Origin of the sequence: Antarctobacter heliothermus, assembly GCF_002237555.1 — a bacterium.
Taxonomy (GTDB): Bacteria; Pseudomonadota; Alphaproteobacteria; order Rhodobacterales; family Rhodobacteraceae; genus Antarctobacter; species Antarctobacter heliothermus_B.
Genome location: NZ_CP022542.1, coordinates 93,733 through 106,190 on the forward strand (window position 1 = coordinate 93,733; position 12,458 = coordinate 106,190).

The window sequence follows — 12,458 nt, forward strand, 5'->3', positions numbered from 1 at the left end:
GATAGGATGAAACTAATGGACATTCAATCGGTTCTTCCAGCCAAACGTGATCTTTACTACGGCGGCGCATGGCACAAGCCGTCGGGCGGCTATGTCGATGTCGTCAACCCATCGACAGGCGAAAGTCTTGGCCCGGTTGCGCAGGCCGACCAAGAAGATGTTGCCAAGATCATTGCCGCCGCGCGCGCGGGATTTGAGCAGTGGCAAGGGACTTTGCCAAAGGAGCGTTCTGGAGTCTTGCGAGAGATCGCCAGAATCATTCGCGCCAATGCAGAGGAGCTCGCCCTGCTTGATGCGGCCAATTGCGGCAATCCAGTTACCGCGCTATTGCGCGATGCGGAAAACTCGGCCTCCAAGCTCGATTATTTCGCCGGTGTCGCGCTCGAGGCGAAGGGGAGCACGATCCCTGCGGGCGAGGACATGATGTGCATGACTGTCCGAGAGCCTTGGGGGGTGTGCCTGCGTATTGGCGCCTTCAATCACCCCATCTCCTTCGCCGGAGGCAGGATCGGCGCACCCCTTGCCACGGGCAATTCCGTCATTCTCAAACCATCTCCGCAGGCGCCGCTCTCGGCGCTGCGCATTGCCGAACTTATCGAGGGGATCGCACCACCGGGGGTGATCAATTTCGTCACCTGTGGGCTGGAGGCCACTCAATCTTTCGTTGCAGATCCCAAGGTTGATATGGTCTCCATTGTCGGGAGCATTAACACCGGGCGCGCGGTCGCGAAGGCCTGTGCGGACAGGCTGAAGCCAATGATCTGTGAGCTCTCGGGAAAGAATGCGCTGATCGCCTATCCCGATGCGGATATTGCTCGCACCATCACGGGGGCGGTACGGGGAATGAACTTCACATGGTGTGGGCAGTCTTGTGGCTCGACTTCACGCCTTTTCGTTCACGATTCCATACATGATCAAATCGCCGAAGGCGTGATCGAGGCGTCCAAACGGTTCAAACCCGGAATCGCAACCGACAAGGCAACCAATATGGGTGCGATCATTTCAAAGCCTCAGTTCGACAAGATCATGGGCTATAACGAACTGGGCAAGAAACAAGGCGCCACACTCCGCCTTGGTGGGCAACGTGCTAGCGGGGCCGAGCTTGCCAATGGATATTTTATCGAACCCACGGTTTTTACTGATGTCACTCCTGATATGGCGATCGCACATGAAGAGATCTTCGGTCCGGTGCTTTCGATTATTCGCTGGAGCGATGAAGAAGAGATGTTGGCGCATGTGAATTCTGTCGACTATGGCCTTACAGCGGCCATATACACGCAGGATGTCTCGCGTGCGCACCGGGTGGCGCGCAAAGTACAATCCGGCTTTGTGTGGATTAACGACACCTCTTCGCACTATCTCGGTGCGCCTTTTGGCGGCTACAAGCTATCAGGTGTGGGGCGAGAGGAATCCATCGAAGAACTGCTTGCATTTACCCAGATCAAGACGGTCAAAATCGCGCTTTAACGCCCATAGCGCCCCTGTTCGGCAGGGGCGCAGTTTTGAGGGTAGCGTGCACTCGCGTACAGCGTTTGTTTCAACCACTTTGAAGTGTCACCGGATGCGCACAGTAGAAGTGTCCCACAGGGGCGCTGACGGGAGCGCCGCTTGGCAGGGCGGAGAGCTCACATATCGTAGCCTGGCCGGCTGCGCGGGCCTCTCGCTCGGCGTGTTTTTGGGCGTAGTAGGCGTCGAGTTTCGATGGTCATTCTGGTGATTTGCGGCCGGTGGGTTCGTAGCGCGTCCGCTACTTTCCGGCACGCGGTTTCTTGGGCGGCGCCTTGTCCTGCTCTTCCTTGATGAACTCGAGCACCGCGCTCAGATTCTTGTTCTCGGTGATCGCGGCGTGGGTCACGCGCTGATCCTTGTCGAAGGCGGAGTAGGGGAGAGAGAGACTCCCTTCCATCGAAACTCCAGCCGACCTTCGGGAAACTCGTAACTGTCCATGTATTTGCCGGGCAGGCCGCGCGTGACGTCGTTCTCCTCGAGGAGGATGCGCCGTCGTTCGTAGAAGAACGCCAGCTGCTGGCTGACATAGCGTTCGTCGCGCAAACACAGGATGTCCCGCAGGCGATCCGGCTCGATATTGAGCGCACGGTGCAGGTTGTCCGGGCGGCGCGGCGCCTTGGCGAACTTCGCGTTGTAGCGCTCGACAAAGTTGAGCAGGAAGGCATTGCCTGCCTCCAGGTCCGAGATACCGGCAAACCGGGTTTTGCGTTCGACCAGTGAAGCTACATTCATTGTGCCCTGAGACCGCTCAAAGATCATCAGATCGCCTTCCCATTCGCCAAATGTCTCGCGCGTCTTCACGTAGTATGGGCGTTCATGGATCGACCGATCCGGCGGAAACACCTGGCCTCTGGGCCGTCTGGCATAGCGTGGCTGCCGTTTCTTGCGCCGACTGGGAAGATGGCGCGCCAGTTCTTCGGATTGGCCTTCAGCGCTGTAAACGTACGCGTAAATCGTTTCGTGACTGATCCGGATTGGCTGACCATCGTATCCGAGGCGTCCGGCGATCTGCTCTGGCGTCCAGCCTTCTTTCAGTCTGTCGATCACGTGACCGCGCAACGCATCCAAACGGATCAATTTCCGGCGCCGTGCCCGCCGTTCAGACGCGTTTCTTTGAGCGACCATTCCATAGTAGCCGTTCAGATACGGCAGCTCATCATCGGTGAAATGGTTCCGCTTGATCTCGCGGTAGACGGTCGAGCGATGCCTGCCAATCTCAGCTGCGATCTTGCTCACCGGCATTTTCGCATTCAGCATGTCTTCGATTGCGCGTCTCTCACGCAAATCCAGTTCTGTGTGGGCCATGTCCGTTCTCCTTGCTTTTCAGCAAGATAGGGGAATTGTCGCAACCCATTTTAGAATGTGCCTCTGCGCACAAGCAAAAGCCAATAATCTTGATTATGTAATATTTCTAGAAATCCGGCGGACTTTTCGAAGTGGATTCCGTCAGCCCGCACCCGCGACGCGCAGGCCTGCCGCACCGCTGACCACAGGTTTGCATTCTTGCCCCGCAGGACCGGTTGCTCTACCCGCAACTCAAGTCAGGGAGACGCCGATGACATTGCCGCAAACACTGCCCGAAACGATGAAGGCCATGGTACTGACCGGCCACGGCGGGCTGGACAAGCTAGAGTGGCGTGAGGATATGCCCCTGCCCAAACTCGCCCCCGGCGAGGTGCTGATCAAGGTTGGCGCGGCGGCGGTCAACAACACCGACGTGAACACGCGCACCGGCTGGTATTCCAAGACGGTGACCGGCGACACGAACTCTGCCGCCGCCGCAGGCTATGACGACGCGCCAGAGGATGGCGGCTGGTCCGGGGCGCTGTCGTTCCCGCGCATTCAGGGGGCCGATTGCTGCGGGCGGATCGTGGCTGTGGGCGACGGCGTCGATGCCGCGCGCATCGGTCAGCGCGTCCTGCTGCGCCCGATGTACCAACCGGCAGGCGGTGCGGCGGATGCGCTGGAGACCTTTGGCTCGGAACGCGACGGGGGGTTTGCCGAATACACCACCACCGCCGCAAAAGAGGCGGTCCCGGTCAACAGCCCGCTATCGGACGTGGAGTTGGCCAGCTTTCCCTGCGCCTTTTCCACCGCCGAGGGGATGATCCAGCGCGTCAATCTAGCGGCCGAACGTGTGCTGATCACCGGTGCATCCGGTGGTGTCGGATCGGCAGCGATCCAGCTGGCGAAACGGCGCGGCGCACATGTGACCGCCGTGACCAGCGCGTCCAAGGCCGAGGCGCTGCGCGCTTTGGGGGCGGATGAGACCCTGAACCGCGACGCAGAGATCCCCGATCAAGGGTTTGACGTGGTGCTGGATCTGGTCGGCGGTGAGGCATGGTCGGGCGTGCTGCACGGGCTGCGCCCATATGGCCGTTATGTGACCTCCGGTGCCATCGCCGGGCCGATTGTGCCGCTGGATCTGCGCACGCTGTACCTGCGCGACCTGACCCTGCTGGGCAGCACCCGCCAGCCCGCCCGCGTGTTCACCGATCTGGTTGGATATATCGAACGGGCAGAGATCCGGCCGACGCTGGCCGAAACCTATCCCCTGCACGATCTGCGCGCCGCGCAAGAGGCGTTCCTGACCAAGGCGCACATCGGCAAGATCGGCATCACCCTGCCCTGAGCGGGCAGGGTGCGTGTTTCAGTCCAGCAGCACCGACGGCAACCAGAGCGAGACGGCCGGCACATAGGTGACCAGCATCAGCGCCACAAAGATCGCCAGATAGAACGGCCAGATCGTCTTCAGCGCCTGCTCGATCTTGATCTTGCCTACGGCGCAGCCAACGAACAGACAGGTTCCGACCGGCGGCGTACACAGGCCGATACCAAGGTTGATCAGCAGCATGATCCCGAATTGCGTCGGGTCCATGCCCAGCCCCTTGGCGATCGGCAGGAAGATCGGCGTACAGATCAGGATCAGCGCCGCCATGTCCATGATCATGCCAAGGATCAGCAGGATCACGTTGATCATCAGCAGGATGATGATCGGATTGTCCGAGATCGTGACCAGCAGATCCGACAGTTTCGCGGGCACCTGATACAGCGCCAGCAGATAGGCGAATGAGCTGGCAAAGGCGATCAGCACCATGACCATGGCGGTGGTGCGCACAGCGCCCACAACAGAGGTGCGGAACCCCTCCCACGTCAGGCTGCGGTAATAGAAGGTGGTCAGCAACAGCGCATAGATCGCGCCGAATGCGCCGGATTCGGTCACCGTGAACACACCCGACAGGGTGCCGCCCACGATGATCACAGCGGTGAAAAAGCCGGGGATCGCATCGCGCGCCGTCTCTCCGACCACTTTCCAGCCGGGGAACGGCTCTGACGGGTAGTTGTGTTTCACCGACAGGATATAGGCGGCCACGGCCAGGCTGACGCACATCAGCACGCCGGGCAGAACCCCCGCAAGGAACAGCTTGGACACGGAAATCCCGCCGCCCGCCGCCACCGCAAAGATGATCATGTTGTGGCTGGGCGGGATCACGATGCCCGCAATCGACGAGGTCACCGTCACGTTGACGGCGAAATCCGGGCGATAGCCGCGTTCCTTCATCACCGGCACCAGCAGCGACCCGAGGGCAGAAATATCCGCGACGGCAGAACCGGAAATCCCGCCGAACAGCATGGACGAGAAGATGTTGACCATGGCCAACCCGCCCTTGAGATGCCCGACAAGGGCCGAGGCCATCTTGACCAGCCGTTTGGCGATCCCGCCATGCAGCATGATCTCACCGGCAAAGATAAAGAACGGAATCGCCAGCAGCGAGAACACCGATACCCCGGCGGTCGCCCGCTGAAAGGTGATCAGCATCGGAAAGCCTTCGTACCAAAAGGCACAGGCGGCGGCGATGCCCATGGCAAAGGCCACCGGCATCCCGATCACGACGCCGACAAAGAAGGCGCCCAGAAGAATTGTCAGACCCATCAGAAATCCTCCAGCCGTTCAGGCGACCAGGCCTTGAACCGCAGGATGCGCACCAGTGCCCGCAATCCGGCAAACAACAGGGTCAGCGCCCCCAACGAGGTGATCGCCCCGGTGCGCACGCTTTCGGGAACGTTCAGCATCGGCAACAGGGTGTCCCAGCCAAACCGCATCAGGGTGAGTCCGGCAATCAGCATCACCGCGCCAAAACCGGCAAGGATCAGGTCGATCACGATCATCAGCACCTTTTGCGCCGGGATCGGCATCATGTCGCGAAACAGGGTCACGCCGATATGGGTGTCGTCCTTGAGACCCGCCGCCGCCCCCAGAAAGGCGATGTAGCAGACCAGCAGCAGGGCCAGTTGTTCGACCCATGTGGGCGTGACGTTCAGCATGTAGCGGCCAAAGACCAGCCAGCCAAAGGTGGCGACCAGCACAACCAGCGCCACGGAGGCGATAAACAGGCAGAGCGACCGAACACGGCCAAGCGCCCGTTCGATCGCCAGAAAAAGGGGCGGTTCGGGTGTCATGAGGGGGGCTTTCAAACATGGCCGGCATAGGCGACCGGGCCCACCGCGCGCGGCGGCAGGCCCGGTGCGGGTCCGGATTACTCGGCGTTGCGGATCAGGTTGACCAGATCGGTCAGCGCCGGGTTGTCGGCCAGGAACTTGTCATAGACCGGGGTCATGGCGGCCTGGAACGGGGCCTTGTCGGCGATGGAGTTCACCACCGTGCCACCGGCTTGGACGATTTCCATGCTGGCGGCTTCGCGATCAGCCCACAGCTCACGCTGGTACTCGGCGCTGGCGCGACCTGCGGCCTTGACGATCTCCTGCTGTTCCGGGGTCATCTTTTCCCAGGTCTTCAGCGACATGCACAGGCACTCGGGGATGATCAGGTGCTCGGTCAGCGAGTAATACTTGGCGACCTCAAAGTGGCTGGTCGACTCGTAGGACGGCGGGTTGTTCTCTGCCCCGTCGACGACGCCAGTTTTCAGCGACTGATACACCTCGGCAAAGGCCATCGGTGTGGCGTTTCCGTCCATCGACTCGATCATTTTCACGAACAGGTCGTTGGACATGACGCGGACTTTCAGGCCCTCGACATCCGCGGGCGTGTTGATTGGACGGACAGAGTTGTAAAAGCTGCGCGCGCCAGCCGCGTACCATGCCAGCGGCATGATGCCCTTGTCGATCATGCCTTCGCCGATCGCATCGCCGACCTCACCGTCCATCAGGCGGTACATGTCGGGGATCGACGAAAAGATGAAGGGCAGCGACACGACGTTGGTTTCCGGCACGGCCTGACCCATCGGTCCAAGGCTGAATTCACCGAAATCCATGACGCCAAGGCGCATCTGTTCGATCGCATCGGGCTGCGAGCCCAGAACGCCGTTGTGATAGACCTTGCCGGTGATCTCGCCGCCGGTCTTTTCGGCCACTTCGGCCAGAAAGCTCTCCATCGCGATGGAGACGGGGTAGTCCTCGACGTGGATGTTCCATCCGCGCAGTTCCAGAGCGCTTGCGCCGGATGCAAAGCCAAAGGCCAGTGCGGCAGCGGCAGTTGTGCGGGTGATGCGGGTCAGAATGGTCATTCGAATCCTCCCAGAAGGCATGTGATGGAGCCTGCGCCTCCTCTGCCCAGGCCCTCCGAGTCGCACCATGCTGGTATTTCATCTTGCATACAAGAAGTAATTTTAAGGATTTGACGACGGACAGGCAGGGCGGGGCAAGACGGCTGAGAGAAGACTGGCGACGATTGAGAGAAGTTCAGGGCAGGCCCCGGCCCGAGGCGATCAGTCCTGATCGCCGAAATAGGCCGCACTGTTGACGCGGATCGCCTCGATCGTCTCATCCAGCCGCGACAGGTGCAGCATCCCGGCCTTGACGGCGCTCTCGGCATCCCCCGCCTTGAGCGCGGCGACCATGGCCTCATGATCGCGGATCAGCTCTGGCATGCGTCTTTCCTTGGCAAGGCTCAGAACGCACAGCCGGTCGACCTTTTCCTTCTCTGTCTTGATGATATCAAAGGCATAGGGCACGCGGCCAATGTCGCAGATCGCCTTGTGGAAATCATAATCCAGCTGCCCAAACTCGGCAAAATCCCGTTCAGCGTACGCCTTTTGCTGCAAGGCAATACAGGAATCCAACTGAAAACCCGCCGCCACATCACAGTGTTTGGCCGCCTCCCGCAGCGCCGCCGCCTCGACCGCGGCGCGGACAAAACGGCTTTTCTCGATGGCCTTGGCAGAGAACTTCTTGACCTCGGTCGCCTTTTTGGGCCGCACCAGGATCAGATCCGCGCTTTCCAACCGGCGAAAGGCATCGCGCACCGGCTGCCGCGACACCCCGAACTGCGCGGCAATATCGGTCTCCGAAATCCGGGTGCCCGGCAGCAGACGCATCGCCGTGATCTCGCGGTACAAGTAATCGACGATGTCATCGACGCTGCTGCGGCGGTCTTTCGGCAGGGTGTCTTGCTTGCTCATACGCGCTCCTTCGGGGCCGAAATACTGTCCCCCGCACCCGCCGTAAAAGACCAGTCCGGGCTGTGCGGTCCGGTGTCTTACGTCTCGGGATAGGGGCATGCTATTGGTATCCCATCTCGGATACAAGATGTTTGGGATGAACGGTGCTACCGCCTGCGCGTCTTGCTCCGCGAGGCGATGACCCCTTTGCCAAGCTCCAGCGTATACCGCTCCAGCGCGATCAGCACGCTGTCCGCCGCCGCCCCGTCGCGGGCCTCTATCGCGTCGGCCAGCTGGGTGTGCAGGTCGACGATCTGCGCCCGTGAGCGCGATCCATAGGTGATCATGTTCATCAGCGGCTGCATCGCCTCGACCGCCCCGGCCAGCTGGTAGGACAGGATCGGGTTCGCCGCCGCATCCACCAAAGCCCGGTGCAGCGTCACATCGGACGCACAGAATGCCTCATCGCTGAGGGCGGGCTGGGTCTGACGGTGGATCTCTGCCCGCATGGTCGCCAGATCGTCGGCACTGCGGCGGGCGGCGGCCAGCGCGGTGCAGGATTTCTCCAGCGCAAAGCGCGCCTCGCAGGCGACATCGAAATCGACCTCGTTGATGGTCAGCAGCAGGGTCGAGGTGCTGGCGTGCGACACCTGCGCCTCGGGATAGGACAGCCGCCGCACAAAGGCCCCGCCAAAGGCGCCGCGTTCGGTGCGGATCAGCGATTGCGCCGCCAGCCGCTTGAGCGCCTCGCGCACCGTGGGCCGCGACACCTGAAACGTCTCGGCCAGATCAGATTCAGAGGGCAACCGGTCATCGGCAATCAGGTCGCCGGACAAAATGGCGTCCCGGATCGCCTTGGCGATCTGCGCGGGCAGGTCAGGCTGCTGCTTTTCTTTGCTTCTTTTCATTTGTCTTACATTTAATTGTCAGGCAGTTTAATCGCAAGCCCCGGTTCGGTGTTCGGGAAGAGGAGAGGCACCTTGCTTGCACTGCGTATCAGATCGCTTCGCGGCGCGCACTGGCTGGCCTTTTTCGCGGGTCTTCTGGTGGCTTGGGGCCTGCTGTTCTGGATGGCCATCCCCGGTGATCTGCGCACGCTAGAGGCGACCTATGGCGCGTCGCTCATCGACATCCTGTGTGGCGGCGCGTTTGGCGCGTCTGGTTTTGTCGCGGCCTTTGCCATGTGGGCGCTGATGGGGGCGGCGATGATGGCCCCCACCGCCCTGCCCGCGCTGGCCACCTATGACGACCTGTCCAATGTCGCACAGACCGGCTTTGGTAAGCTGCTCGGCGGCTATCTGGCCGCGTGGCTCGGGTTTTCCGCACTGGCCGCCTGCGCGCAGGTGGCGCTGTACCAGTTGGGACTGGTCGGCGCGCTGGGGCAAAGCCTGTCGGTGCCGCTGACCATGGCGCTGCTGATCGGCGCAGGCGCATACCAGTTCAGCGCCCTGAAACAGGGCTGCCTGTCGCGCTGCCGCGCGCCACTGACGTTTTTCATGCAGCACTGGGACGAAGGACCGTTCCGCAACGGGCTGCGCCTTGGTCTGGATTGCATCGGCTGTTGCTGGGCCTTGATGCTACTGGGCTTTGTCGGCGGCACCATGAACCTTGCCTTCATGGGGGTGGGGATGCTGCTGATGACGCTGGAAAAGCTGCCCCAGATCGGGCGCTACCTGACAAGACCGCTGGGCGGGGGGCTGATCGCCGCCGGGCTGGCGCTCCCCTTTTTCTGACACCTTCCGAACCCCAAGGAGACCGCCGATGGCCCTCGACGCCGCCACCATTCCCGACTGGACGCTCAAGGGTGAGCTGATCCTGAACTGCAACTGCACCGTGTTCTGCCCCTGCGTGGTCAGCCTTGGCAAACACCCCCCGACCGAGGGCTACTGTCAGGCTTGGGTCGGCATCCGTATCGACGAAGGGGCCTATGGCGACACCGATCTGTCTGGCCTGAACGTCGGGTTGATCATGGACATCCCCGGCAACATGGGGCGCGGCAACTGGAAGGCCGCCGCCTATATCGACGACCGCGCCAGCGACGCGGCCTATGACGCGCTTGTGGCGATCTTCAGCGGGGCGGCACGCGGCACCACCGGCCTGTTCGGCATGCTGGTCAGCGAATTCCTTGGCGCCGAACGCGCGCCGGTCAGCTTTGAGACAGAGGGCAGCGCCCGCCGCCTGATGGTCGGCAAAAAGATCCAAGGCGAAATCGTGCCGGTGACCAACGCCAGCGGCAAGGAAACCGTGGTCAGCAACACCGACTACTGGATGGGATCGGACATCACCGTCGCCACCGCCACCAAGGGCCGCGTGCGCGCCCATGGCCGGGTCTGGGACTTTGACGGCCGCTCGGCCGAGATCTGCCAGATCGACTGGCGCGGCCCGCGCTGACCGCCTGCACACCCCGCATCACCGCCTTGGAGTATTGGCAGATGGCCCTTCTTTCCCCTTCCCGGCGCTTGCGGCGGACCCCGTTTTCGGACGGGGTCGAGGCCGCCGGAGTACAAGCCTATACTGTCTACAACCACATGCTTCTGCCGACGATGTTCCGCTCCATCGAAGAGGATTACCGCCATCTCAAAAGCGCGGTGCAGATCTGGGACGTGTCCTGCGAACGGCAGGTCGAATTGCGCGGCCCCGATGCCGGGCGTCTGGTGCAACTGCTGACCCCGCGCGACCTGCGCCCGATGCTGCCGGGACAGTGCTATTACATCCCCATCGTCGATGAGACCGGCGGGATGCTGAACGACCCGGTGGCGGTGAAACTGGCTGAAGACCGCTGGTGGATTTCCATTGCCGACAGCGATCTGCTGTACTGGATCAAGGGGCTGGCCTATGGCTATCGCCTTGACGTGCTGGTCGATGAACCGGACATGTCGCCGCTGGCCATTCAGGGGCCAAAGGCGGATGATCTGATGGCGCGGGTCTTTGGCGACGTGGTGCGTGACATCCGGTTCTTCCGGTTCATGCATCTGGATTTTCAGGGCCGCGACATGGTTGTCGCGCGCTCTGGCTATTCCAAACAGGGTGGGTTCGAAATCTATGTCGAGGGAGGCGACATCGGCATGCCGCTGTGGCACGCGCTGATGGAGGCGGGCCGCGATCTGGATGTGCATGCGGGCTGTCCCAACCTGACAGAGCGGATCGAGGCGGGATTGCTGTCCTACGGCAACGACATGACCGACGACAACACGCCGCATGAATGTGGTCTGGGCCGGTTCTGCAACACCCAGACGGCAATCGGTTGCATCGGGCGCGACGCGCTGCTGCGCGTCTCGACCGAAGGGCCGGTCAAACAGATCCGCGCCATCTCTATCGGTGGCGACAGGGTGCCGGGCTGTGACCGCTATTGGCCGATCAAGGCGGGGTCCAAGACGGTGGGGCGGATCTCTTCGGCGGCGTGGTCGCCGGATTTCAACACCAACGTCGCCATTGGTATGGTGCGCATGACCCATTGGGACGAAGGCACCGACCTGACGGTCGAGACCCCGGATGGCGCGCGCCCCGCCACCGTTCACGAAAAATTCTGGGTATAGGAAAAACATGATGTTCAAGGCTCTGCTTGTTGAAAAGAACGAAGACGGAAAAACCTCTGCCGCAGTGCAGGAGATCCGTGAGGACCAACTGCCCGAGGGCGATGTAACGGTCGCCGTCGAGTATTCGACGGTGAACTACAAGGACGGGCTGTGCATCGGGCCGGGCGGCGGTCTGGTGCGGACCTATCCGCATGTGCCGGGCATCGATTTTGCCGGCACGGTCGAGACCTCCGACGACGACCGCTACAAACCCGGCGACAAGGTGGTGCTGACCGGCTGGCGCGTGGGCGAGAACCGCTGGGGCGGCTACGCGCAAAAGGCCCGCGTCAAGGCGGACATGCTGGTGCCGCTGCCCGAGGGGCTGACACCGCGGCAGGCGATGGCCGTGGGCACCGCCGGTCTGACCGCGATGCTGGCGGTGATGGCGCTGGAGGATCAGGGGATCAAGGACGGGCCGGTGCTGGTCACCGGGGCTGCGGGTGGTGTCGGATCGGTGGCCACCGCCATTCTGGCCAAGCTGGGGCACGAGGTTGCCGCCGTCACCGGACGCCCGGAGCAGGGCGACTATCTGCGCGGCCTTGGCGCGACACAGATCGTCGCCCGCGACGAGCTGACCGAAGTCACCCGCAAACCGCTGGAGGCAGAGGTCTGGGGCGGATGCGTTGACGCCGTGGCAGGCGCGATGCTGGGCCGGGTGCTGAAACAGATGCACTACGGCGCATCGGTTGCCGCCATCGGTCTGGCGGGGGGCGCGGTGATCGAGGGCGCGCTGATCACGCCGTTTATCCTGCGCGGCGTCAATCTGCTGGGCATCGACAGCGTGATGCAGCCCTATGACAACCGCGTCCGCGCATGGCAGCGCATCGCGCAGGATCTGCCGATGGACAAGCTGGAAAGCATGGTTCAGCCCGCCACCCTGTCAGACCTGCCGCAACTGGGCCGCGACATCCTCAAGGGTCAGGTCAAGGGCCGCGTGGTGGTCGACGTCAACGCCTGACGACAGACGGGCGGCGGG

At 62.1% G+C, this 12,458-nt stretch carries 11 protein-coding genes and 1 pseudogene; 6 read left to right on the forward strand and 6 right to left on the reverse strand.

The window, feature by feature from the left end:
- The first annotated feature begins 15 nt into the window (after positions 1 to 15).
- Complete coding sequence (locus ANTHELSMS3_RS24765) at positions 16 to 1,467, forward strand: aldehyde dehydrogenase family protein (protein WP_254694988.1); 1,452 nt, start codon at positions 16 to 18, stop codon at positions 1,465 to 1,467.
- A 732-nt stretch (positions 1,468 to 2,199) separates the two neighbouring features.
- Here ANTHELSMS3_RS24765 and ANTHELSMS3_RS26655 read toward each other — a convergent pair.
- Positions 2,200 to 2,814, reverse strand: a pseudogene (locus ANTHELSMS3_RS26655) (IS30 family transposase); the annotation flags it as partial.
- 250 nt (positions 2,815 to 3,064) lie between these two features.
- Here ANTHELSMS3_RS26655 and ANTHELSMS3_RS24775 point away from each other — a divergent pair.
- Positions 3,065 to 4,141, forward strand: a complete 1,077-nt coding sequence (locus tag ANTHELSMS3_RS24775; RefSeq protein ID WP_254694990.1) for an alcohol dehydrogenase family protein — start codon at positions 3,065 to 3,067, stop codon at positions 4,139 to 4,141.
- Positions 4,142 to 4,159: 18 nt separating this feature from the next.
- On the opposite strand, the gene ANTHELSMS3_RS24780 is transcribed toward ANTHELSMS3_RS24775, so the two are convergent.
- The 5 genes from ANTHELSMS3_RS24780 to ANTHELSMS3_RS24800 all read right to left on the reverse strand — a co-directional run bounded on the left by ANTHELSMS3_RS24780 (position 4,160) and on the right by ANTHELSMS3_RS24800 (position 8,815).
- Complete coding sequence (locus ANTHELSMS3_RS24780; RefSeq protein ID WP_094037687.1) at positions 4,160 to 5,443, reverse strand: TRAP transporter large permease; 1,284 nt, start codon at positions 5,441 to 5,443, stop codon at positions 4,160 to 4,162.
- Complete coding sequence (locus tag ANTHELSMS3_RS24785) at positions 5,443 to 5,970, reverse strand: TRAP transporter small permease (RefSeq protein WP_094037688.1); 528 nt, start codon at positions 5,968 to 5,970, stop codon at positions 5,443 to 5,445. The genes ANTHELSMS3_RS24780 and ANTHELSMS3_RS24785 overlap by 1 nt, the downstream gene beginning before the upstream one ends.
- A gap of 77 nt (positions 5,971 to 6,047) precedes the next feature.
- Positions 6,048 to 7,034 carry a TRAP transporter substrate-binding protein gene (locus tag ANTHELSMS3_RS24790; protein WP_094037689.1) on the reverse strand — a complete coding sequence of 329 codons (987 nt, stop codon included), beginning with the start codon at positions 7,032 to 7,034 and terminating at the stop codon, positions 6,048 to 6,050.
- A 201-nt stretch (positions 7,035 to 7,235) separates the two neighbouring features.
- Positions 7,236 to 7,928, reverse strand: a complete 693-nt coding sequence (locus ANTHELSMS3_RS24795) for a GntR family transcriptional regulator (RefSeq protein ID WP_094037690.1) — start codon at positions 7,926 to 7,928, stop codon at positions 7,236 to 7,238.
- Positions 7,929 to 8,074: 146 nt separating this feature from the next.
- Positions 8,075 to 8,815 (reverse strand): FadR/GntR family transcriptional regulator, encoded by a 741-nt coding sequence (locus ANTHELSMS3_RS24800; RefSeq protein ID WP_094037691.1) that lies wholly within the window; start codon positions 8,813 to 8,815, stop codon positions 8,075 to 8,077.
- Between the two features lie 72 nt (positions 8,816 to 8,887).
- Between ANTHELSMS3_RS24800 and ANTHELSMS3_RS24805 the strand changes: the two genes are divergently transcribed.
- Genes ANTHELSMS3_RS24805 through ANTHELSMS3_RS24820 form a run of 4 tightly spaced genes read left to right on the forward strand, consistent with a single transcriptional unit; the run spans position 8,888 to position 12,440 of the window.
- Positions 8,888 to 9,640, forward strand: coding sequence for a DUF2182 domain-containing protein (locus ANTHELSMS3_RS24805; protein WP_254694991.1), 753 nt, complete (start codon positions 8,888 to 8,890; stop codon positions 9,638 to 9,640).
- A 28-nt stretch (positions 9,641 to 9,668) separates the two neighbouring features.
- Entirely contained in the window at positions 9,669 to 10,298 is a 630-nt protein-coding gene (locus tag ANTHELSMS3_RS24810; RefSeq protein ID WP_094037692.1) for a DUF1326 domain-containing protein, read from the forward strand.
- 41 nt (positions 10,299 to 10,339) lie between these two features.
- Positions 10,340 to 11,443, forward strand: coding sequence for a dimethylsulfoniopropionate demethylase (locus ANTHELSMS3_RS24815; protein ID WP_094037693.1), 1,104 nt, complete (start codon positions 10,340 to 10,342; stop codon positions 11,441 to 11,443).
- 10 nt (positions 11,444 to 11,453) lie between these two features.
- Positions 11,454 to 12,440, forward strand: a complete 987-nt coding sequence (locus ANTHELSMS3_RS24820; protein ID WP_094037734.1) for an MDR family oxidoreductase — start codon at positions 11,454 to 11,456, stop codon at positions 12,438 to 12,440.
- The last annotated feature ends 18 nt before the right edge of the window (positions 12,441 to 12,458 follow it).